Origin of the sequence: Collimonas sp. (assembly GCF_039923675.1) — a bacterium.
GTDB lineage: Bacteria > Pseudomonadota > Gammaproteobacteria > Burkholderiales > Burkholderiaceae_D > Collimonas.
In genome coordinates this window covers 21582-45235 of sequence record NZ_JBDTCG010000088.1, presented here as the reverse complement: position 1 = coordinate 45235, position 23654 = coordinate 21582, and the positions used below count along the sequence as shown (strand labels likewise).

At 56.6% G+C, this 23654-nt stretch carries 19 protein-coding genes; 7 read left to right on the top strand and 12 right to left on the bottom strand.

Translation table 11 applies throughout. The annotated features are described in order from the left end of the window. The 4 genes from ABI171_RS18830 to ABI171_RS18815 all read right to left on the bottom strand — a co-directional run. Window positions 1-261: hypothetical protein (locus tag ABI171_RS18830; RefSeq protein ID WP_348094070.1), on the bottom strand; the 261-nt coding region annotated here is incomplete at its 3' end. Between the two features lie 127 nt (window positions 262-388). Beyond that, on the bottom strand, window positions 389-841 hold the full coding sequence (locus tag ABI171_RS18825; protein ID WP_348094069.1) for a roadblock/LC7 domain-containing protein: 453 nt from the start codon (window positions 839-841) through the stop codon (window positions 389-391). Continuing rightward, window positions 832-1362, bottom strand: coding sequence for an ATP/GTP-binding protein (locus ABI171_RS18820; protein ID WP_348094068.1), 531 nt, complete (start codon window positions 1360-1362; stop codon window positions 832-834). The genes ABI171_RS18825 and ABI171_RS18820 overlap by 10 nt, the downstream gene beginning before the upstream one ends. 52 nt (window positions 1363-1414) lie before the next feature. Continuing rightward, complete coding sequence (locus tag ABI171_RS18815; protein ID WP_348094067.1) at window positions 1415-2353, bottom strand: hypothetical protein; 939 nt, start codon at window positions 2351-2353, stop codon at window positions 1415-1417. 398 nt (window positions 2354-2751) lie between these two features. Here ABI171_RS18815 and ABI171_RS18810 point away from each other — a divergent pair, with 398 nt between their 5' ends. From ABI171_RS18810 to ABI171_RS18795, 4 genes are all read left to right on the top strand, one after another. Further along, window positions 2752-4530: a glycoside hydrolase family 28 protein gene (locus ABI171_RS18810; RefSeq protein WP_348094066.1), complete on the top strand. Its 1779-nt coding sequence runs from the start codon at window positions 2752-2754 to the stop codon at window positions 4528-4530. A 150-nt stretch (window positions 4531-4680) separates the two neighbouring features. Beyond that, a complete protein-coding gene (locus ABI171_RS18805; RefSeq protein ID WP_348094065.1) occupies window positions 4681-5010 on the top strand; it encodes a hypothetical protein in 330 nt (109 codons plus the stop codon). A gap of 26 nt (window positions 5011-5036) precedes the next feature. After that, entirely contained in the window at window positions 5037-5972 is a 936-nt protein-coding gene (locus ABI171_RS18800; protein WP_348094064.1) for a hypothetical protein, read from the top strand. Window positions 5973-6005: 33 nt separating this feature from the next. Then, window positions 6006-9011, top strand: a complete 3006-nt coding sequence (locus ABI171_RS18795) for a two-component regulator propeller domain-containing protein (protein WP_348099339.1) — start codon at window positions 6006-6008, stop codon at window positions 9009-9011. Window positions 9012-9032: 21 nt separating this feature from the next. Here ABI171_RS18795 and ABI171_RS18790 read toward each other — a convergent pair whose 3' ends face one another. Then, window positions 9033-9665 carry a response regulator transcription factor gene (locus ABI171_RS18790; protein WP_348094062.1) on the bottom strand — a complete coding sequence of 211 codons (633 nt, stop codon included), beginning with the start codon at window positions 9663-9665 and terminating at the stop codon, window positions 9033-9035. Window positions 9666-9837: 172 nt separating this feature from the next. After that, window positions 9838-10245, bottom strand: a complete 408-nt coding sequence (locus tag ABI171_RS18785; protein ID WP_348094061.1) for a hypothetical protein — start codon at window positions 10243-10245, stop codon at window positions 9838-9840. Window positions 10246-10565: 320 nt separating this feature from the next. Here ABI171_RS18785 and ABI171_RS18780 point away from each other — a divergent pair, with 320 nt between their 5' ends. Further along, a complete protein-coding gene (locus ABI171_RS18780) occupies window positions 10566-10955 on the top strand; it encodes a hypothetical protein (RefSeq protein WP_348094060.1) in 390 nt (129 codons plus the stop codon). A 77-nt stretch (window positions 10956-11032) separates the two neighbouring features. On the opposite strand, the gene ABI171_RS18775 is transcribed toward ABI171_RS18780, so the two are convergent. Further along, window positions 11033-11404: a helix-turn-helix domain-containing protein gene (locus tag ABI171_RS18775; RefSeq protein ID WP_348094059.1), complete on the bottom strand. Its 372-nt coding sequence runs from the start codon at window positions 11402-11404 to the stop codon at window positions 11033-11035. A 101-nt stretch (window positions 11405-11505) separates the two neighbouring features. Here ABI171_RS18775 and ABI171_RS18770 point away from each other — a divergent pair, with 101 nt between their 5' ends. Then, entirely contained in the window at window positions 11506-12621 is a 1116-nt protein-coding gene (locus ABI171_RS18770; RefSeq protein WP_348094058.1) for an NADH:flavin oxidoreductase, read from the top strand. A 133-nt stretch (window positions 12622-12754) separates the two neighbouring features. Here ABI171_RS18770 and ABI171_RS18765 read toward each other — a convergent pair whose 3' ends face one another. The 4 genes from ABI171_RS18765 to ABI171_RS18750 all read right to left on the bottom strand — a co-directional run bounded on the left by ABI171_RS18765 (window position 12755) and on the right by ABI171_RS18750 (window position 18512). Next, complete coding sequence (locus ABI171_RS18765) at window positions 12755-13561, bottom strand: oxidoreductase (RefSeq protein WP_348094057.1); 807 nt, start codon at window positions 13559-13561, stop codon at window positions 12755-12757. A 42-nt stretch (window positions 13562-13603) separates the two neighbouring features. Further along, window positions 13604-16693, bottom strand: a complete 3090-nt coding sequence (locus tag ABI171_RS18760) for an efflux RND transporter permease subunit (RefSeq protein WP_348094056.1) — start codon at window positions 16691-16693, stop codon at window positions 13604-13606. Next, on the bottom strand, window positions 16690-17799 hold the full coding sequence (locus ABI171_RS18755; RefSeq protein WP_348094055.1) for an efflux RND transporter periplasmic adaptor subunit: 1110 nt from the start codon (window positions 17797-17799) through the stop codon (window positions 16690-16692). Before ABI171_RS18755 ends, ABI171_RS18760 begins: the two co-directional genes overlap by 4 nt. Before the next feature lie 95 nt (window positions 17800-17894). Next, window positions 17895-18512 carry a TetR/AcrR family transcriptional regulator gene (locus ABI171_RS18750; protein ID WP_348094071.1) on the bottom strand — a complete coding sequence of 206 codons (618 nt, stop codon included), beginning with the start codon at window positions 18510-18512 and terminating at the stop codon, window positions 17895-17897. A 100-nt stretch (window positions 18513-18612) separates the two neighbouring features. Here ABI171_RS18750 and ABI171_RS18745 point away from each other — a divergent pair, with 100 nt between their 5' ends. After that, window positions 18613-20073 (top strand): efflux transporter outer membrane subunit, encoded by a 1461-nt coding sequence (locus ABI171_RS18745; RefSeq protein WP_348094054.1) that lies wholly within the window; start codon window positions 18613-18615, stop codon window positions 20071-20073. 258 nt (window positions 20074-20331) lie between these two features. On the opposite strand, the gene ABI171_RS18740 is transcribed toward ABI171_RS18745, so the two are convergent. Beyond that, window positions 20332-23583, bottom strand: coding sequence for an autotransporter outer membrane beta-barrel domain-containing protein (locus ABI171_RS18740; protein WP_348094053.1), 3252 nt, complete (start codon window positions 23581-23583; stop codon window positions 20332-20334). Window positions 23584-23654 lie beyond the last annotated feature (71 nt).

Below are 23654 nucleotides of genomic sequence, written 5' to 3'. Positions count from 1 at the left end.
GGCGGATTCGACCGGACGGATGATGTGGTACTGCTTGGTCAGCGTGATCAGGATGTCTTCAATCTTGTCGCTGATATTGAGCGATTTCATGGTGTTCAGCTTCGCTCGCACCACTTCCGTGTTACCGGCCGCGGCCAGGTCGAGATCGATGCCGCTGCCTTCTTTGCCAAGCACCAGGCCGCTTTCCGAATCGACCAGCGCTACCGCTGTTGCACCATCGACTTCCATCAATTTACTGAGACTGTCTTTGATATTTGCCATTTCATTTCTCCAGGCACCGTTAAAAAAACCGCTCTTTGGCCGGTGCCGGCGCCGAGGATACGGGGTAAGGTTGTTACGGCATCTGCGGTATCAGCTACATGTACCGCTTCAATGTTCAATCCGATGCTCAAAGCTCGGGCGGGTCCGTGGCAAGCCGCGCCAGCGAGGTCGCACAGGTTCTGCTGTGGGCGAGAAGCACACCCAGGTTTGCTTCGTTGTTGCTGGCGGTCATAAGCACCAGTCGCTGCGCAGGTTTAGGCAGCCGCTGGATCACGGAAAGCCCGGTGTCGGTTTGGATCAGGACGTCACGGTAGTCGCGCTGGTTGATCTCTTTACTCAAGGTCTCGCCCAAGGCGCACAGCGAACCGATCATGGCCGCGACGCGCGCCGGCCGGTCACGGTTGTACGATATGTGCGTTACCAGATGGCCGTCGACCGTTGCCAGCACGCTGGTGTAGGAGCCTTGGACGCTGTGCAGCAGGCGCGCCATGGCTTCCATGCAGGCATCCCTTTGCGCCTGTTGCGGGAAAAAGAGTTCGAATGCCACGTGGTCCGCAGCATGTGCGGATGTCAATTCCATGCGGCGACCCGCTTTTCAATCAACGCAACCACCATGTTCAACAAGAACAGCACATCCTTGCGTTCGCGCGGATCCATCGCCACCACCGGAAGATTGAAATTGCGTTGACCAAGGTGCCGCACATAATCGGCAAGTTGAGGCCGGGAGTCAGGCCGCATGCGGGTGACTGCCACGATGGTAGGCAATTGGGCGATCGACCAGGAAAAATTGTTGAGGTAGAAATCCAGCGCGTCGAACGGCGTTTCCTGCGAATTGTCGACCATCAGAATGAGCCCCATCGCCCCTTCGACCACCAATGGCCAGATGAACTTGAACCGCTCCTGGCCGGGTACGCCGAACAAATGCAGCACATCGCCATCGGCCAGCGTCAATTCACCGAAATCGAGGGCGACGGTAGTACTACGGTGCTCGTCGGTAGACTGGACGTCGGTACATACCGGCGACTCGTCGCTGACGGCGCGGATCGCCGTCGTTTTTCCGACGCCGGGTGAACCCAGGAAAATCAACTTGTGGCGCTGCATTGAATCAAACTCCGTGACAATATTGGATCGGCGCCTAACCAGGCGGGTACGCTCATGCACTTGCAAGCATGTGCAGCAAGCGGCCTTTGATACGCTGCAGGAAAGAATTTTCGGTGGCCGCTCTGATGGTCTGCGCCGGATGCGGGGAATGCGCCTGGACGCTAAGCGTGGCGTAGCGCTGCTGCAACAGCACGCAGAATCCGACATGCGCATCGGCTTCCTGGATACCTGCTTCGATGGCGAGGTGCATGGCGTCGTCGGCGGCGATGCCATCCTGCATCGCCGCAAATACGGTAGTCCACGGCGCATGCGTGGGCATGCGAGCGAGATTCGGCCAGATTTGCAATTTGAGGAAAGCGTCGGGCTGCCTTAATTTTACGGTGATGATGCGCTCCAGGTCGGGGTCAGGCTTGCTTAGCCAGAGTACTTCATCGCGGCGCAAGCGAAGCTTGGCGTCATGTTCAACGTCGATTGAACCCAGCGTCTCGGTTTTAAAGATCACATCGCTGGTTGCCAGAGCGATGGCGACATGTTCGAGAGGGCAATCAAACATCACATCGTCAGAGTGCGGAACAAGCCAGCAGCGGCCCCAGGCGCCAGTCAGGCACAGTATCGCCGAAGGCGACGAGCCCAATGCGCCGGATAATCTTGAACAGGGCTTGTGCGGCGTGGCAGATACCAGAGCAGCAGGGTGTATGAAGGGAATCATCGCATCCAGGCCATTGGCCAACTGCATGAGCCGCAATGGTCGAGGCAACCGTATTTCACGGATCTCGGCCTGCCTTTTGGCGCGCAAGATGAAGGCCCCGGCTTCGGCGGCATTTGCCACCAGAACGATTTCACCGTCACGCGCATTGCTTACCAAAAATGGCGTGCAGAGTCGGGTGGACAACATGCGCATCATGATGCGCACTTGTTGCTGGTCGAACTCGGTGAGATTGCCGATCGCGAAGGCAATCCCAAGCTCTGTCTGCGCGCGCTGGCTCGTCATGATTTTTTAGTCAAGAGAGAAATATGCTTGATGGGAAGCGGGATCACCAACGATCGAGCCCGATGAAATTTCACAAAAATGAATACGTGGCGAATGTTACAAAAATCAATGGGCATGAAATATAGGGAAATGCTTTTTTCTGTGTAAGGATTTCCCTAGTCTCCGCGTTGATTGCCCCGGCATGTCAATGTTTGTCCAGTTTTGGCGCCATTTTTTGTTATGTGCAGTGACAGAGTTTGTTGAATGCCGTGCCATCGAATACATGCCTGAATGACCGCCGCACTGATAATAATGCGACGGGTTAGGGACGTTGTTAGCGAGGGGAAGAGGATTTATTTTGTTTGGCACGGATCGTGCTGCAACGCGTTTTAACATGGATGATCCGTTGATCCATTTCAGTGCAAAAAAAACGACGCCGAAGAGTTTTTCCAAGTATTAATTGCATCCTTACATTTATGAATAATTTGCGAACACCTTATATAAAAATTGGCACTTGCTTGAAACTGGCAAAAGAAGCGCGCGGCTCCACGTCGCCATTCCAACTCGTTACGATTGCTGTTCTTGTCGCGTCAATAACAGCTTGTGGCGGCGGTTCGTCATCTGGCACAACTTCGACACCGACACCAACACCGACACCAACACCAACACCAACACCGACTGCAAGTATCGCTGCACAGTGGGGCATCGTTAACGAACCCAGTTTTCCCAACACGGTTTGTGCGAAACTTTCCGCCACGCTGACTCCGAGGAAAGGCTCACTCGATGCCATTGACGGCGATCCGTCCAATTCGCAACCTGATGCTCTGCGCATCCAGGCGGCAATCAACGCTTGTCCGGCCGGCCAGGCGGTGCAGTTGGCGCCTGGCGCATCGGGGGAGTCAGCTTTCCTGACCGGGCCACTGCAATTGAAGTCTGGTGTCACGCTCAGGATCGACAGCGGCGTAACGCTCTTTGCATCGCGAAATCCTGCGAATTACGACAACGGGCCGGGCACTTGCGGCACGGCGACCCCGACGGATACCAACGCTTGCAATCCCCTCATCGCCGCTTCAGGCGCCGTCAATAGCGGTATCGTTGGCGATGGCGTGATTGACGGCCGCGGTGGTAGTCTGCTTACCAGCGGTCCGAACGCAGGTAAGCGCAGCTGGTGGGATGTCGCTTATCAGACCAATACCTCAAACTTGATTCAACAGAATCCACGCTTGATTCAGGTAAAAAACGGCAGCAACTTCACGCTATACCGTATCACGGTGCAGAATTCGCCGAATTTCCACATAGTGACGAGCGGCGTGACGGGTGTGACAGCCTGGAACATCAAGATTCTCTCGCCGAGCCTGGTCTATAGCAAGCCGGCCTATGCCTGTCCTGCGGGCACGACGCCGGATGTCGTGACGCCTGCAACTTGTTTCACTCCCGATACGGTGAAAAACACCGATGGCTTTGATCCAGGCCAATCGAGCAACGTGCTGCTGGCCTATTCGTATATCAGCGTTGGCGACGATCACGTGGCCATCAAGTCGCACAGCGGACCCGCATCGAGCAAACTCAATTTTTCGCACAACCATTTTTACTATGGCCACGGCATGTCGATCGGGAGCGAAACCGATGCAGGCGTCAGCAACGTCATCGTCGCGGATCTTGTCGTGGACGGCAATGATAGCGGTAACGGTGGTGGCCTGCGTATCAAGTCCGATTCGTCCCGTGGTGGCAAGGTCGATACAGTGAACTATAGCCAGATCTGCATGCGCAACGTTCGTCGGCCGCTGGTGTTCGATCCCTTCTATAGCAGTTCGACCGGGAGCCTCTATCCCAGCTTCAGCAATATCACGATCAGTGGCTTTCATGATCTCGGCAGCGCCAAATACGGCGGCGGCTTGCTGACTTTTGTCGGCTATGAGATCAACGGCCAGAACAATCCACTGACAATCAAACTCGACAATGTGGTGTTTGATGGAGTTCAGCCCACTTTCGAGAGCGGTCACAACGGCGGTCCGGCCACCGTTCCCAATGCAACACATTTCACGCTAGGCCCTGGCGCCGTCAGCTTTGCATCGTCCATCAGCCCTTCTACAGCGGCAGGCGTTACCGTCAACGGCGCGCCGGGAGGGTCGACGGCTGTAGATTGCGGCTCCGCATTTCAGTCCTTGGGTTCGGTATTGGCGACTTCGCCGATTTGAGCCGGAGAATCTGCCCAAATAATTTGGGCCGCAATTTACAAAAGGAAAATCAGGATATTCCTACATGAAAATCGGGATTACCTGATTTTCGCCGGCGCCTGCCTGATTAATTATCTTCTCACTATCCATCCGCAACAGAGTCAACAAATCATGACGACCGATACATTCCACGATACCCCAGCCAGCAACAGACTTAATGCACAAGAGACCTACGATCCCAACCATCTGCTCGACACATTGATCAAGAAACTGGATTTGAAAAATGACATTGCGCTGTGTCGTTTGCTCGAGGTCTCGCCGCCTATCATCAGCAAGCTCCGCCATCGCCGCTTGATGGTCGGCGGCTCGATGCTGATACGTATGCATGAAGTCAGCAATTTGCCGATCGGCGAATTGCGCGCTCTGATGGGAGATCACCGCGAAAAATTCTTTATCAGCGAAAAAAATCCAAGCCGGAAAAAGAACCAGATATCAACCTGATAATAATCAAACAAACTATTTCTCACATGCTTAATAATTTTTCTGACAGTACGCGTACAGCACAACATGACGAGGTCGAGCCAGATGAACTTGTAGTAATCTTTGACGCCATCAAACGCCACTGGGGTATTTTGGCGACATGCATTGCCGTTGCCGTGGCGGCCTCCGCGATGTTATGGGCAGCTGTACCATCGCACTGGAAAGCATCGGCGGTCTTGCAGATCGGGCAGTTGCCGTTATTGCCGGCAACCTTGATCGAATCTTCGGAGCAAGCTGCGGAGCGGTTCAATCGACGTCAATTTCAGGACCAGGTGCTCGCTGCGGTGGATTTTCCTCAAGACGACGGTGGCGACAGTCGCGCGCGCCTGCTCCGCAAAACACTCAAAGCCGCTGCCGGGAAAAACACCAATTTCGTCGATGTCAGCATTGAGGGATTGTCCCGGACAGATGCCAAAACCAATCTCGATGCAGCGATCCAAACCTTGGTGAAAGCGCATGATGAACGTTTGGCGCCGCTGATGAAAAATCTCGAAGACCGGCTTGCAAACAATGCGCGTCAAATGCACGAAGCGATTTCGGAAAAAGAGAGTCTGCAGGTCAATCTCAAAAATACTGCCTCCTCGTCTCTCAAATTTGAAGCAAACCTGTTGATAGAGAGCCAACTCTCCATGCGCGCGGAGGCGATCCGCGCGTTGATTGCCGAACATGCATTACTGACCGATCTGCATACGCAGACCGTCGCTTTTCCAACTGCCGTGATCGGCACGGTTTTCATCCCTGCCGCTCCTGGTTCTCCTTCACTGTCGCTATTTCTTGCCATCGGTGTGATCATAGGAGTAGTTGCCGGCTGGGGAGCTATCCTGTTTTTTGAACGTCGTCGGGCTATCGATAGCCTTATCCCGAAGAGTGTAATGGATGAACTCAACAATAGCGGTATGAAAATCGGCATGGAATTTACATAGTATTTTCATAATATTTATGGAATATATATCGTGATGGCCTTGTTCTTTCGCCCTCGATTTATCGTGCTGCTATGGCTGATTTTTCTCCCGCTGCAGGCGTTCTGCCAGCAGTTGCCATTACGTTATTACAGGCAAGTCGATGGATTAGGAAACCTGGCTATCACTGCCATGGTGCAAGAGGCAGCGGGCTATATCTGGATTGGCACGCAAAACGGCTTGTTTCGCTACGATGGCGCGCGCTTCCAGCGCTTTGAAGTGAATGACGGCGTTGCCGTTGCCGATCCGTTTATCACGGCGCTCCATATGGAGGCGAATGGCAGGTTATGGGTGGGTACCAGCAAAGGCTTGCATCTGCTGCAGGCACAACGTCTGACGCCGGTCCAGTTTACAAATACCAAAATGCCATTTTTCCAGGGGCAGGTTTTTGCCTCTCTTGGAGAAAATCGTCTGCTCGCCTTGAGTCAGGATCACGTGTGGCTGGTGAAATCGGACGATAAGGGGGCAACCTGGCAGGCGCAACCATTCTTTAGCGAGGAGCAACTATCGCAGCACCCGGAAATGCGCGTGCTTTACAGCATCCATGTCGGCCCGAAGGGGGATTTGTGGATGGGATGCAGCCGGTCGCTATGTCGTTACGATCGAGGCGCATTCACTGTCTTCGGGAAGAAAGACGGCTTGCCAGGCGAGGAGTGGGGAGCCATTCATCATGACAGGCAAGGGACATTATGGTTGCGTGGCAATCAGCATATCTATGTGCTGCAGTCCGGCGCAAACGTGTTTGTCGATCGTTCTCCGCCGCAGGAGGGGCAAGAAAAATCAGGACGCGTAGCGCTGCTGATGGCCGACGCCAATGACCGCATGTTCAGTCAGCAGGATAGCGGACTCATTCGATGGAGCGGCAAAGCCTGGCAATCTTTTGACGAGTCTAATGGACTGACGATTGGCGGAGGAATCAATTCTATTCTTATAGACCGTGACAATGGTGTCTGGCTCGGATCGGTGGGACGCGGGCTGATTCATTGGCTGGGTTACCCCAACTTGGAAAACTGGACTACGGAGCAGGGCCTGCCGAATAACGTCGTTCTGTCTTTTTTACGGGACCAGGACCACCTGTTTCATATTGGCACGCGCTCCGGATCGGCGGTACAGACAACGCCCCGGCATTTTTCCGTTGTGGAAGGGAGATATGGCAAGACATCTCATCAATGGAACAGCATGGTGCAGGATGGCAAAGGCCGTATCTGGGCCGGTACATTAAGTGGAGTGCTGGTGCGCCGAGAGCCGGGATCAAAGCAGGACATCCTGGTCGCCAAACTGGCCATGATTAATAATTTGTTTTTTGACCGCGCCGGCCAGCTTTGGATAAGCACCGACCGCGGGTTGTATGTCATCCGGCATCCCGAGGCGGACGCCAAGCCGTTGATTGAGGCAGAATTTTCGTCGATCATGGGAGGGCCGGATGTCCAGGTTTTCCGCGGATGTCAAAGCAGTTCTGGAACGCTTTGGTTTTTGTCCAGCAAGGGGGTTCAGCAATTCGATGGCGGCCGCTGGCGTAATCTGCAGCTAAGCCCTGCGGCGCCAGAGGCCGAACTGAGCACAATGACCTGTTCGAACGACGGCACACTGTGGATCGGCAGTATGGACGGCGGCCTCTGGCACGCTGCGCAACAAGGTAATGCGCTGAAGATCGACGAAGCGACTCCCGCGCTGTTGCAGGGCAAGGAAATAGGCGGATTGATCGAGGACAGCCGCGGTTGGCTATGGATGGCTACCGGCAATGGGGTCGCTGTATGGAATCGTAAGCAATGGCGCTTTCTCAACCAGGAAAGTGGCGTGGTGTGGGACGATATCGATCCGGATGCTTTGTATGAAGACCACGACGGCTCGATATGGATAGGCACCAGCAATGGCGCTTCGCATATCTTGCATCCGGAAACCCTGTTCTCTTCATTCTCGCTGGAAGTGCTGGTGGAAAGCGATGGCGGCGATGGCCGGCTGCCGGGTCCTACCAAATCGATCCGGCTGCCATGGACCTCCGGCCCGCTCAATTTCAAGTTCGCGGTGCTGTCGTATCAGAATCGGGAAACCGTACAATTTCATTACCGGATGAAGGGCCTGGAACAGGACTGGTCGACCACCACGGTCCCCGAAGTGCGCTACCCGGCTTTGCCGCCAGGCCGTTACACCCTTCAGGTCACTGCCGACAACGTCTCCATGCAGACGTCGTCGCCGACAACCGAAGTCAAGGTCGAAATTCTTCCGCCGTGGTGGAGAACTACAGTCTTCTACACCGCATGCGGCGTATTTCTGACAATCCTGCTGTTTGTGGCTGACCGCTACCGGGTTCGCCGGTTGCTTGCCCGCCAGCGGCTGAAGGGGCGGCAGGCGCGCGAGCGTGCCTACGAACTTGAATTGTCGCGGGAAGAGGAGCGCAGGCATCTGACGCGTGAAATCCACGATGAATTGGGACAGTACCTGTCGGCGTTACGAATGGGAGTGTCGGTGGTCGGCATGGAGTTTGGAGAGAAAAATCCGTCGCTGCAAGGGAAGGTCCAGCGCCTGGTTTCGCTGGTTGACGGCACCATCAAGGTAGTTCGTAACATCGTCTCGGCATTGCGGCCCGGTGCGCTGGACCTGGGAGTGGTCTCTGCGCTGGAATGGCTGGCTGAAGAATTTACGGAAAACACCGGTATCCGCTGCCTCTTGCACGTCCGCGAGGAAAAAATCACCTTGGATGAGAAGCGGGCAACCACCATTTTTCGCATCGCCCAGGAATCGCTGACCAATGTCGGCCGCCACGCGGAGGCGAGCCGGGTCGATATTACGCTGGAACGACAGGAAAACCGTTATCTGTTGGAGATACGTGACAACGGCAAGGGCTTCGACCCAGATCTGCGCAAAAAGAAGTCGTTCGGCCTGATCGGCATCCGGGAGCGCGCCTTCATGCTAGGTGGTGATGCCAACATCATCAGCGTGGCCGGCGCAGGCACCACCATCCGGGTTTTCATTCCCATCGACGGCGCCTGCCAGGCACAATGACTGGCTGGAAGCCGTGACGCATTACTGGATCAGGTTATGTGTAATCGCGTAACGGACCAGATCGGCATTGTTCTGGAAATTCATCTTTTGCATCAAGCGCGCCTTGTGCGTGCTGACGGTCTTGTTGCTGATCGATAGTTCTTCCGCAACCTCGTTGACGCTTTTGCCCCGCACCAGCAATTGCAGGATATGGAACTCGCGATCGGAGAGCAATTCATGTTGCGGCCGCTGGTCGGAAGCGCTCGATTCGAACACCATCTGTTCCGCCAGTTCGGGGTCGATGAAACGGCCGCCGGCGACCACCTTGCGAATGGCAGCCATCAATATTTCAGGTTTGTTGTCTTTGGTCAGGTAGCCTGCGGCGCCTGCTGTCAGCACCCGGCGCGCAATAGGCAATTCATTGTGCATGGTGAGCACCAGGACCGGCGGATAGGATGCATGCGCGCGAATACGCTGGATCAGATTGACCCCGCTGACGCCAGGCATGGTCATGTCGAGCAGCACCAGGTCGATGCCGCCGACATGCAAGGCATCCAGAACCTGGCCGCCATTGGCTGCTTCTCCCGCCACCACGATCTCCTTGCCAAGGGAAAACAGCTGTTTTAGCCCCTCTCGCATGATCGCGTGGTCGTCGGCAATCAGTACCCGTATCATAAAACTCCCGCTACATTATGGATGAGCATGCATGTCTTGACGTTCCTTCCATGAATCAGGTAAATGATTGTTTTTGTTGTAACTGTCATTCTGATTCCATCCTATTATCGCGTATGCTGCCTGGCGTTGAAATTTTTTCGTACAAATCGCGCAGCGGCGGCAGTCCTGCAGTTCAAGATACTCTGAACTGAGTAAACAGGTGGCGCAGCGCCATCTCCAGCGTCGCGCGCCGTGACGCGATATCCGCTGCAGGCTTTTCTTTCATCTCGAACAGACGCAAGGCAGCCTGATCCAGCACGTCGATCAAGTCGTGCAGACGAAAACCGAGCGGTAAGACCAAGTCTCCTTGGCGACCGGCGTAGCCACCAGGTCGCGCAAGCCAGATACAAATACATTGTTCAGGAGGTACATAGGCAGTGCTAAAAAGCCACGGGTCGAGAATCGCCACCGATGCCGCTTTCAAATCCGACAAAATCCAACGAAACGCCGTTTGCTCTCCAGCGATTTCCATCAAGAGTTCATAACGCAAGAACTCCTTTTCAGCGAGGTAATTGACGGAAATAAGGGAGGTTATGCGCATGATGAAAACCGGGTTGAATACGATTCTTGAGGTGATGGCATGGCACCGGAAACGGAGCCGCTTGCGATATGGGTAATATTGTTGGCAGCACCTTCCCGATGTCCTCCATTGAATTCAGGATAGTCAGTGCGAGGGCAGGGGGCAATCGGGAAATCTTGGTTTTCATGTCAGCCAGACAGATTTTGATGGTAGGGAAATCCCTACGCCGGCGACGGCATGCTTACATGTAATTCGGAAACATCTGATTGTATTTTTATCCGAATTTGACAAACATGAAAGATCGGCAGGGAACGTATCTACTATCAGAACGGACGGGAAACATGATTGAAAAAATATCGAGCGACGATGCCTTGTTGCTAGCAAAGGAGTTACGGTCTTTAGACCTGGATGAGACAACCAGTGCGGCGCGATTTATAGAAAGCCTGATTTCCGATGCAATATTTTGCGAGGAGTGGGAGCGCACCTGCAGCATCTCTCCTCAACTGCAGTTCTATGGCACGCTCGCTGACGCCATCTTGTGTGCATTGAGAAATAATGACAATGAGGAAAACTCGCTGTGGGAGAAAGCCGGTCAGTTACTGGATCAAATCGAGGCGCACCATGAATCGTTAATCGACTATATGACGCCATCGGAAGCTGTCCATCAATGGCACCGTTTACTGACAAGAAAATCACGCGGGGGTGTGCTGGAACCGTATGGGTCACGATAGCGTAAAAATCAAACCTATTCCCCATTGCCGCTCTGTTTCAAGCACAGTAGCCACTTCCGCACTAGTGTTGACACGTCCTAACCCAGGTTACGTTGATCGAAGGCTCGCCGCGCTTGCTCAACTTCAGGCAACTTTGTCAGCGTCCAGTCGTGCATCACCTTAAACGGCTGCAGCAAGGTGCGGCCGAGCGGCGTAATCTCGTACTCCACTGCAATGGGCGACACCGGAATCACGTGACGCGATACCAGACCATTTCGCTCCAGTCTACGTAGACACTGAGTGAGCGCCTTTTGAGTCACGCCTTCCAATCGGCGTTTGATGGCGTTGAAGCGAACTGGACTACCTTCGAGCGCTATCAGCACCATCATCGACCATTTATCAGAGATCTGATCAAACAGCGTACGGCTCGGGCATTCAGCAGAGAAGCATTGGATTGGGATATCGGTCATGGGTGGTTTCCTTGGCTATACCTAGGCACTTTAAAGTACCTAATTGACTCTAAGTATAATTCATATACCATGCAACTTCCAATAACAATCGAGTTCATCCTATGTCTTCTATCGATACCGGCGTGCTGTTTCGCCCCCTCACCATCAAGTCACTCGAGCTGAAAAACAGAATCGTCATGGCCCCGATGACGCGCACTTTTTCTCCTGACGGTGTGCCAGCGGAGGCAAACGCCGCGTACTACCAGCGCCGCGCGGCGGGACAAGTCGGGCTGATCCTGTCGGAAGGGACGGTGGTAGACCGCCCGGCATCTCGCAACGATCCTAAAATCCCCTTCTTCCATGGCAAGGCGGCGCTGGCCGGTTGGAAGGGCGTAATTGATGCCGTGCATGGCGCGGGCGGGCGCATGGGGCCACAACTCTGGCACACCGGCTCCGCCCGGCACAGCGAATGGGAGCCGGAGGCGCCGGTGGAAAGCCCGTCCGGGCTTGATGCGCCAGGCGCGCCGCGCGGCGAAGCAATGAGCGAGGAAGCCATCGCCGACACGATCGCGGCCTTCGCCAAAGCGGCAGCGGATGCCAAGCGTCTAGGATTCGACACCGTGGAAATCCATGGTGCGCATGGCTATCTCATTGATCAGTTCTTTTGGTCGGGGACCAACCAGCGCAGCGATCGCTATGGCGGTGCAACGATTAAGGAGCGGTCACGCTTCGCAAGCGAAATCGTGGCTGAAGTCCGTAAGGCGGTCGGCCCCGATTTTCCGATCATTCTTCGGGTGAGTCAATGGAAGCAGCAGGACTTTAGCGTGCGGCTGGCCGCAACGCCGGCGCTGATGACAGACTGGCTGCTGCCGCTGGTCGAAGCCGGGGTTGATGTTCTGCATTGCTCGCAACGGCGCTACTGGGAGCCGGAATTTCCGGAGATCGACGGGGAAAATGGTCTTAATTGCGCTGGCTGGGCCAAGAAACTGACCGGTGCGGCAACGATCAGCGTCGGATCGGTCGGCCTTGATGGCGACGTCATGAACGCCTTCGCCGGCAAGGGATCGGGGACGATGGGCTTGGAGCGTCTGATCGAGCGGATGGAGCGAGACGAGTTCGATCTGATCGCAGTGGGTCGGGCCCTGATCAGCGATTCCAACTGGGCTGCGAAGATCCAGGGCACCAATCGCGAAAGCCTAAAGGGTTTTGACGCCGCTGCACTTTCCGAGCTTGTTTAGGGCATATATCCCAAGGGCGGAAGCAGCATACTGCTTCCGCCGCAGATGGCGACGCGTCATCTGGAACGGCTGTTGAGTCAGTCCTTCACGTCGGCGCATGCGTTAATCCAATATAGTGTCAGGTCGATGATATTCATTTCATGTTCAAGTCCTTCCTGACACCTGCATCCACCGGGCCAGCAGGCATAAAGCGGCGCAATTTGCTCAAAAGAGAGGCCTGGCCTTTAGGAGTGTGCCGCATTTTCCATGTTCCCAAAGCGGCCTTGACAATTGTGTCAGTCACAGCATCGGGTAGTGGCGCGCCAGTGACATTTTTTACGATCGCTCGGGATACAATGTCGCGCTCATCGTCATAGGCTGGAATTTTGGAAGCAGCCTGTGGTGAATTGATATCCAGATTGGTCTTGGTATAGGACGGCTCGACGAGCACCACGCGGATTCCGAAATTGCGCACCTCATGATCCAAGGTCTCTGACATCCCCTCAACCGCATGCTTGGACGCCGAATAAAGCCCCATGTACGGAGCCGGGAGGAAGCCCAGCACTGAGCTGATATTGACGATTCTTCCCGAACGCTGCGCGCGCATATGCGGCAGCACCGCTTGCATGGTGCGCAAGGTACCGAACACGTTGGTATCGAACAGCGACTGCGCTTCGGCAATCGAGGTTTCTTCTACCGAGCCGAGCAGCGACCCACCCGCATTATTGACAAGCACATCTATACGCTTGGCCTGACCGATGATGGTCTGGATGGCACGCTGAACAGAGGCATCGTCGCGCACATCCATCTCGACCAGCACAACGCCAGGTATGGCCTGGGCCTTTGCGGTGCTGCGCACAGTGCCATATACCCGGCAACCTCGCTTGGAAAACTTCTCTGCGGTGGCACGTCCGATGCCCGATGAGACGCCCGTTACAACGACAACTTTTGAATCCGGCATTTCATATCCTTTTTGTGTGAATGATGGTTTTTCTGCGTCTATTTATGCAGGTGTCTTGTCCGCAGATGGGCTGTCGTTGCCGGGCTTGATCTTGAACCAGATGGAATACATGGCCGGCAGGAACACCAGGGTCAGAATCGTCCCGGCGAAAGTGCCACCAATCAATGTGTAGGCGAGCGTGCCCCAGAACACCGAATGGGTCAGCGGGATGAAGGCGAAGATCGCTGCCAGGGCAGTCAAGATTACCGGTCGTGCGCGCTGCACGGTTGCCTCAACGACCGCGTGGAACGGATCCAAACCTGCCTGTTCATTGTGGTGGATCTGCCCGATCAGAATCAGCGTGTTGCGCATCACAATTCCCGACAGCGCAATCAACCCGACCAGCGCGTTGATGCCAAATGGCTGCTGGAACAGAAGCAGAGTCGGCACGACACCGATCAGCCCCAGCGGACTGGTCAGGAACACCATGACCATCGCGGAGATAGAGCGTACCTGGAAGATGATGATGAGCAGAGTGGCGGCCAGCATGATGGGGAACAGCGGCAACATGGCCGTCATTGCCTTGCCTGATTCTTCGATCGTGCCAGCTTCCTCAATGCGGTAACCGCTCGGCAGCTTGTCCATGATGGGCTGGAGCTGCAGGGTGATGGCCGCCGACACGTCCGGCGGCTGCAAGCCTTCGGCGATGTCGCCACGGACGGTGATCGTCGGCATGCGGTCACGCCGCCGTATGATCGGCTCTTCCATGCGTACATCAACCTTGCCGACCTGTGACAGCGGGATGCGTTGCCCGTTGGCGCCAGCCAGCGTGAAGTCGCCGATCTTGGCCGGGTCGAGCCGGTTATCGCCAGCCGAACGGGCAACCACCTGTACCGTGCGAATGTCTTCGCGAACAGTGGTGACAGGTACGCCGCTTAGCAAGAATTGCAATTGCTGCGCCACGGCGCTGGAGGTCAGCCCTACGGCCTGCAATCGGTCCTGCTGCAAGGTGAAGTGCAACGTGGGCGTGCGTGTGCCCCAATCAGTGTTGACCGTGCGCATCATCGGACTGGCATCCATGACCTGTTGCACGTCAGCGGCGATTTTGCGCAATTTGTCAGGATCTGGTCCGCTGACCCGATAGGCAACGGGGAACGGCGAATAGGGGCCGAATACAAGTTGAGTGACGCGCAGGCGCGCCTCTGTGGCGAGACCGTCGGCGATGGCCCGGCGCAGTCGGAATTTCAACGCTTCGCGCGCGTCCTGATTGTCGGTGCGCACCACAATTTTGGCAAACGACGGGTCGGGCATTTCCGGACCCATTGAGAAATAGAAGCGTGGCGCGCCTTGGCCAATGTAGGCGGTGACGATCTTGGCTTCCTCTTGTTTGGCCAGCCAGGCTTCCACCTTGGCCGAGGCGGCACTGGTTTGCGCAATCGACGTGCCATAGGGCATCTGTACCTCGACCAGCACTTCCGGGCGGTCGGAGATCGGGAAGAACTGCTTTTTGACCACCGCCATGCCGAGTACGGCCAAAACAAAGAGGCCCACCACCGAACCTGCGACCAGCCACTTGCGTGTGATGATGCGTGCCAGCAGTTGACGGAAGCGGTTGTAGTGCGGCGTGTTGTAAATCGCGTCGTGGCCGCCTTCGATCTTTTTGAGGTCGGGCAACATCTTGACACCTAAATAGGGCGTAAAAACCACCGCGACTACCCACGATGCGATCAGCGCGATACCGACGATCCAGAACATGTTGCTGGTGTATTCGCCGGCGGTGGAGCGGGCGAAGCCGTTGGGCATGAAGCCTACCGCCGTGACCAGCGTGCCCGACAGCATGGGCGCGGCGGTATGGCTCCAGGCATAGGCGGAGGCGGCGACGCGGCTATAGCCTTCTTCCATCTTCACCACCATCATTTCGATGGCGATGATGGCGTCATCCACCAGCAAGCCCAGCCCCAGGATCAGGGACCCCAGGGTGATGCGGTCGAAGTTCTTACCGGTGGCGAGCATCACCACGAACACCACGGCCAGTGTTAATGGCACGGCGGCGGCAACCACCAGGCCCACACGCCAGCCCATGCTCACGAAACACACCACCATGACCACCAGGAGTGCGACAAAGAACTTGACCATGAACTCATCAACTGCGGAGCTGATGTTGACAGCCTGGTCTGTGACTTTGGTCAAGCTCATGCCCAGCGGTTGCACGGCGTTGATCGCACCGATTTCGCTGTCCAGCGCTTTACCCAGGTCGAGCCCGTTCCAGCCGTCGCGCATGACGACGCCCAGTAGCAGCGCGGGCTCGCCGCCATTGCGGATCATGAAAGTCGCCGGGTCTTCATAGCCACGCTTGACCGTAGCGATGTCCGACAGCTTCAGTGTGCGGCCCTGTGCTACAACCGGCGTATCGCGGATCTTCTGCAATTCATCGAATGCACCGTCCAGGCGAATCAACACCTCCGGTCCTTTGGTTTCCACGGAGCCGGCAGGTGTTAGCGCGTTCTGACTATTGAGCGCGGCGAAGACTTCCTGCGGGCTGATACCCAGGGTTGCCAGGCGATCATGCGAGAATTCGACATAAATACGCTCGGACTGCTCGCCAACGATGTTGACCTTCTTTACGCCTGGCACATGCAGCAGCCGCTGGCGTAGCGACTCGGCGTCGCGTACCAGCAGGCGCTGCGGTTCGCCTTTGGCCTTGAGTGCGTACAGAGCAAAGGTAACATCCGCGTATTCGTCGTTGATCATCGGTCCGATCACGCCGGATGGCAGGTTGCTTGTCTCATCGCCGACTTTCTTGCGGGCTTGGTAGAACTCCTCCTGCACTTCCGCAGGAGGGGTACTGTCGCGCAAAGTCAAGGTAGTGAAGGCCAAGCCAGGTCTGGTGTAGGTCTCGGTACGGTCATACCAGCGCAGTTCCTGCAAGCGCTTTTCGAGTTTCTCGGCGACCTGGCCCTGCATTTCCTGCGCGGTGGCCCCGGGCCAGACGGTGACGATATTCATCACCTTGACCGTGAAAGCCGGATCTTCCGCCCGGCCCAGCTTGAAGAACGCAACCAGTCCTGCCAACGAGATCAGGCAGATCAGAAACAAGGTGACGGAGCGCTCGCGTACGGCGAGCGCAGATAGGTTGAAACGACCTTCGCTCATGGCCGCACTCCTACGGTTGCAGTGGGGGCTTGGGTAGCCACCCGGACTTGCTCACCTTCATGCAGCAAGTGCGTGCCAAGTGCGACAATCCGGTCGCTTTGTTTGAGTTGTCCGGCGATATACGCGCCGTCGTCATCCAGGCGCTGGACCTTGACCGCGCGCCAGGAAACCTTTGTCGGCTCGCCTGCGATGACCCAGACTCCAGGCCCCTTGCCGGCGTCAAAAAGCGAGCCGATAGGTACCCGTAAACTGTCCTGCGCCGCACTACGCGCGTCCGGAATCTGAATGGTAACGGTCGTACCCAATGGGGCGTCGGACAGTTCGCCATCAAGCACGTACCGTGCTTCAAAGGTGCGGGTTAGCCGGTCTGCGGCATCCGAGAGCTGCCGGAGTTTTGTCGGAACAGTCACGCCCTCTTTGCCAAAGAGCGTCGCCTGGCCGACTGAGCCGACGGCAGGGCGCAAGGTTTCCGGTAATTGGATGACCGCTTCGCGGCGTCCGGCATGGGCTATACGCATCACGACCTGGCCGGCGCTGACGACTTGGCCGGGCTCAACCAGCGTTTCCATGATGACCCCATCGGCATCCGCCACCAACTCCGCATAGCGGCTGGCGTTACGCGCAACTTCTGCCTGGGCTTCGCTCGCGTTGAGCTGGGCTTTGGCGGCATCTGCCGCAGCCTTGATTTGATCGTAGGCTGAAGCCGATATCGCGCCGGTTCCGCGCAGGTCGCGGTAGCGGGCCTCATCCTCCGCTGTTTGCTGCGCGCGCGCTCGGGCGGCCGCCACAGCTTCTTGCTGCGCATGGGCTGCCAGCTTCAGATCGACAGGGTCGATGCGCATGAGTGGTTGCCCGCGCTTAACGGCTTGCCCTGTATCAACAAGCCGCTCCAACACTTTGCCGGAGACCCGGAAACCCATATCGCTTTGCACTCGGGCAGCGACGGTTCCGGTGAACATACGTGACGCAGCGGCCGCGTCTTGAATGGTGGCCGCACGCACCAGCGGCGCTTCGGTACGTGGATCTGATTGTGGTTTTCCGCCACAAGCGACCAACGCAAACGGCAATGCAGATATGACGGCGGAGAAAACGAGGCGGCGGAACATAGAAATCCCATAAAGAGCTAAACAGGATTTCTATTGTGAGACTAGTGACCAATTAAGTCAATAGTCACATTGATGTTATGTATTGTGTTGTGTATTTATGGCGACAGACTGCGTAACACCAGGCTAGATAGTTGGGTTGGCGCGTTGTCAGTGGAATCCAGGCTGTACTGCAAGAGCAGCGGATTGAGGTAGGGGCGCATGACCAGGTAGATCGCCGTCGCCGCCTCGTCGAGTGGCGTCTTGCGCTCGAACTCCTCCGACTCGCGCCCTTGGCGCAAAACGTCCTGCAGCATCGCCTGGATGCGCGCCTCAAAGGAGCGCGTGGCCTCCCAATTCCCGGTCGCGGCCGAGGCTGCAATGTCGTAGAGCTTGCGATCTTCAAAAAACAGGCGAAGGCTTGACTCGACGGCCGTCTTGAACATGCGCCGCAGCTTCTCTGGCGGGCGGTCAGCCCCGTCGATCGCTGTTCTCACATCCGCTTCGATCTCTTGCAGGCAGTTTGCGCAAATCAGTTCGCCAATGGCCTGCTTGGACTCGAAGAACTTGTAAATATAGGCTTTGGAAAAGCCGATTGCCTTGGCCAGATCGGAGACGGTGGTTTTTTCGTAGCCGTACAAGCGGAAGTGTTCGGTAGCAGCGACAACGATTTGATCTCGTACTTCGTGATCGGCTGGGCCTCGGGCTGGGCCTGGGCGGACGGTTGCTTTATTCATATTCGATAGCTTATCTCTTATTGTTGATTTGCGCAACAGGTGACTAATATGTGATATAGTCACTTCGTATTTATCCCTTTTTACTTCGCGGAAGATGCTCATGCTACTCAAACGTACTCTCATTATGTTGGCCGTCGCCAGTCTTTCCGCGGCTTGTGCTGTCGGACCGGATTATGTTCGGCCCGACACGCCCATGCCAGGCCGCTACCTGGGTCAAACCGCAGTTGAGCAGCGGCATGCCAACGCCACCGCCGACTTCAGCGCGTGGTGGGGAGGTTTTGGCGATCCACAACTGACCCGCTTTGTAACGCTTGCGCTGGAACAGAATCTGGATCTCGCACAGGCCTCTGCCCGCGTCGCTCAGGCGCGCGCAGGAATCGGGTCGGCAAATGCCGCGCTACTTCCTTCCGGCAACATCAGTGCCCAAGGCGCGCGCGCGTACCAGTCGGTTGAAACGCCGTTGGGACAGGTCTTGAATTCAAGACCCAATTTCGATCGTTACGGCAACGCCTATGAGGCCGATCTCGGCGTAGGCTGGGAACTGGACGTATTCGGTGGCCTGCGGCGCGGACGGGAAGCGGCGCTGGCCGAGTATCAGGCTTCAGAGGCTGGCGCTGCGGCGACACGTCTGGCGGTGGCGGCGCAGACCGCCGACATCTACATCAGCATCCGTGGACTGCAAGCCCGCCTTGACGTTGCCCGCAGGCAGGTGCAGACGCAACAGGAGTTACTCTCAACGATCAATCTGCTGTATGGCAAGGGATTGGCTGCCGAACTTCAAGTGCGGCAAGCCGAGGGCGCACTGGCCCAGGTACGAGCGTCGGTACCGGTCCTCGAAGCGGGTCTGGATACAGCCATGAATGCGCTGGACGTGATGCTGGGCACACCGCCCGGTACGCATCGGGAGGAACTGGCCAACGCCCGCGATATACCGGCCGCCCCGCAGATCGCATCAACCGGATCGCCGGGTGATTTGCTCAGGCGCCGGCCTGATCTCATCGTGGCCGAACGCCGCCTGGCTGCGTCGAACGCGCGTATCGGCATGGCGATCGCCGAGTATTACCCCAAACTCTCCTTTGGCGGCCTGATCGGCAGCGCGACATCGGTGGCTAGCGGCAACCTGTTCACCAGCGGCGCAAGCCAGGCCGCAGGCGTGCTGGGCCTGCGCTGGCGTCTGTTCGACTTCGGCCGCATCAACGCGCAGATTGACCTGGCCAAGGGGCAGGAAGCCGAGGCGCTGGCCGGTTATCGGCTCGCCGTGCTGCGGGCTGCCGAAGACGTGGAAAATGCGCTCTCGGCCCTGGTAAAACGCGAGGATCAGGCCGAGATACTCGCTCAGGGTGTGGACTCGCTCAGTCGAGCGAGGGGTGCCTCGTTCGCGGCATATCAGAAAGGAGTCGTCAGCCTGATCGAAGTCCTGCAAGCCGACGAGAACCTGCTACGTGCCGCCGATATGCGAGCGCAAGCGCAAACCGAATCCGCACGCGCCGCGGTCGGGGCTTTCAAGGCGCTCGGCGGCGGTTGGCAACCCTTGGAACCCGCGGTTATAGCAATTAGATAATCGCAGTACATACCAACGGGGAGGAAGGAGAGCGTACGGAACCGCGCCTCCTCGTCGCCGATGCCGAAGAATTGCGTTTCGTGCACGCTTCTTGTGGTCAAGCGCCAGATTGGCATATGGACTATCCATGCTGAAGCGCATTGGCTGCTGATGTCATGGCTTGGAGTGCTATGTCGCAATGTCGATCAGACATTCACCTTCAGCCGCCGGTCGCTGAGTTTGTTGTTAGATGCGGCCGGGGTAGATTTGTCGCTACACCTACCAATCCCACCGTATGCCGGCATCTGCCATCAGCGTGTACCGTTTTGCTCCGCCAACGTTGGTGGTGTAGGTCGTTGTGACAAACGTGCTGACTGTTGTGCCGATTTTTGCTACCAGGCCTGCGTTCAATTGCGCAGATGTCTGATTCGTGCCGGTGGAAATAACCGTCGTGTCGTCGAATGTCGTGGTGTCATGAGGGCCGAAGCTGCGCAGTATATTCACCCGCAGATAGGGCCGCCAAGTGGCTCCGGCCATTTCAAAACGACTTTGCAGCCTCAGGCCAAAGCGGCCGAGGACCGTGTCGCCGCTGTTAAAGCGCACGGCCGACACGCCATCGTTCAAGTCGTTGATCGAGAAATTCTGCCAGGTCAATTGCGCCTGCGGTTCCACAGTCACATCTGCCGCAAGAGGGATTGGAATGCCGCCTTCGATCGATCCGACGACCATACGACCATGCGTTGTCGCACCAACGCCGTCATGTGAATGAGGATCTGCAGAAAGTGAGCCAGCCATCAAGACCGCATCCGTGTACCAGCCGCTCGAGCCGACGTGGGTCCAGTAACCGCCCAGACTGTATGTGTCTACCGCAAGGGTGCCGACATCAAGATTTTGTACCGCCTTCGCAAAGCCGTTGACGTTGCCGGTCGCGTGCGCAAGACCGGCAAAAAGGCCGTAATGATTATGACCTCCGCTAGCACCGCTGTCGGCATAGATATCCTGACCTACCTGCATCCCTGTCGTCGAGCCATCAAATTCGGGCGTAACAGTGCCTTCCTGGCGTTGCCTGGTACGGCTACCCCAGACACGTCCCCATGCGGCTGGCAATGTGCCGTTCTCAGTCAGCAGTGACTGTTCTCCTTGTCGATCATGAAAATTATCGAGCTGCTGAATATTGATCTGTCGGATAACACTGGAAATTTCCGCATAAATCGGTACTTCCGGACGATATAACGGGATTGCATTGGAACCTGTTGGTGTTGTTGCCACCGGGGGTGTAACCGAAGGGGTGATCGGCGGAGTGCCCAGAGGCGTCACAGGGATGGTGGGCTGCTGTGCCATGGTGTTTCGCAGATACCAGTTTTCAGACGTTCCGCTGGTCGTCCCGCCTTTGGCAAGATAGTAAGAATATGCACCGGCCTTGACCGGCCCGGCAAGTGTGAATGCGTTTGCTGTCGTCGTCGCACCGTTAACGGTTTGAACCACTTGGATGCCATCGGCGATGATGGAAGCTCCCGGTCCGCCAACATTCGTGATGCGCAAGTTGGACGAACCGCTGGCAGCGCCGCCGTTGATCACTAACCGGTCCGACGCCGCGCCATCGCCTGCAAGATAAGTGTTCAGGGCGATAGTGCCGTTTTGTCCGACATAATTGCCGACGATATTGAGCCGATTGCCAATACCCTGGCCGCCGACCTGCACAAGTCCGGCGTTGACCAATGGCCCGTTGATTGTCAACGCGCCGTTGCCCGAACTGGTAAACGCAGACAAAGCATTGGCCACGGCGATGGTGCCGTTGTTGGTTACCGCTCCTGCGACGTTGCCATAGCCGCCAAGCGTGGCGCCTGATGAGATGATTGTGTTGCCGCCGCCAGACAACGCTGCTCTTGCGTGCGATGCGTCGCCCACCGCAAGTATGCCTGCAGCAACGATTGTTCCGCCGGTATACGGATTGTCCGTATTCAGCACCGTTATGCCGCTGCCGGCCTGGGTAACGGCGCCGGCGCCGGAAATCGCGCCAAGGAAAGTCACCGTATCCGAGCGCTTGAAGACAAGCGAGCCATTATTTGCGACATCGCCAACGATGCTGCCGGTTGTGCCGCCATCGCCAAGCTGCAACGTACCACGCGTGATCGTGGTGCCTCCGGTATAGGTGTTGGCTCCTGCCAGCGTCAGGCTGCCCGTTCCCGTTTTGTTAAAGCTGCCGGAACCATCCATGCCTTGCACCAGCGTGGATGAAAACCCCTGCGTATCGATCGTGCCGCCTGGCGCATCTAGCGTTATCGCGCGCGTATTGGCGAGATTGAAGTTCTGCAGGAACTGAAGCGTACCGCCATTGAATGTGAGACTGCCCGTATTTGCACCCAATGCGTTGTCAACGCCCGCAGCGACAGTTCCGCCGGTGAGCGTGGTGCCTCCGGAATAAGTGTTGCCGCCAGAAGCTGTCGGCGCCAGCACTAATGTGCCGCCCGAGGTTTTCTCGACCGCGCCAGTGCCTGAAATGAGACCGGCATAAGTTCCATTGGCGGGCTGTACAAAGCGTACCAGACCGTTGTCCGTGATGGCGAGTGGCAGGTTTTGTGCAGGTGCTTCAAGTGTACCTGTTGCATCGACAGTCATCTTGCCGGTATACCCGCTGTTGTTGCCGGCGAGAGTCAATGTGCCTTGTCGAACTTCGGTGACCGTGACCCCGGTGATAGGGCTGGTCAACGTCCAGGTCCCAGAGTCGTTCTTGATCAGTGACGAGAAATGCGTCATGTTACCCGATAGGGACGAGGCCCCATTGCCGCTCAAGAACAGGGTGTTATTGCCCCCGCCGCCGTCGAAATTACCCGTAATCAACGACCCTGTATAGAGTCTGAGTACGTCATTTCCGCCGGCAAAAACGAGATTGCCGATGACCTGTCCTTTGTTGGTGAAATCGACGGCGCCATTCCCCGACGCGCCAATCACATTGCCTGGCGCCTGGATAATGCCTGTTGCGTTGTTGATAATCGTGTTCAACCCGCTGGCATTTTGAAACCAGATGGCAGCGGCATGATCGGCCTTGATCGTGCCATTGTTGGTGATGACATTCCCCGCGCCTTGCGGATTGACTGCTTCTGCCCTGCCGTCGGTCCCGGTCGCGAGGATTTGCCCCCCTTGGTCGATAGTCAATGTGCCGTTATTGCGGAATTCGACCGTATTGGCGCCTGTCTTGTATAGCCCTGTATTGCTGCTACCCTTGGCGCTCACCGTGCCACCGCTCTGAACTGTTACGTTTGCGTTGTCGCGCAGACTGATGGCATTTGCATCGCCAACTGAGAGCTGGCTGCCTGCCCCGACGGTGACAATCCGTCCGTCCTCTGCGGGTACGTTGCCGGTGCCTACCGTCGTTGTCCAGGGATTGGTTGCGCTTGCATCACAGCTGGTTGAGAGCCCCGAAGTGTTGCAGGCGGCGTAGGCGGTTCCAGGCGTCACAGTCAACGCTGGTATCAATAACAGAGAAGATGTCGCAGAAAGAAGGAGGCGATAGTGGATTGGGTAGGGCATATTTTCTCTTATTTATAATTTATTAACATTTCGAGATTTGTCTTCGTGTTTGCAAAAGTATTCGACATACA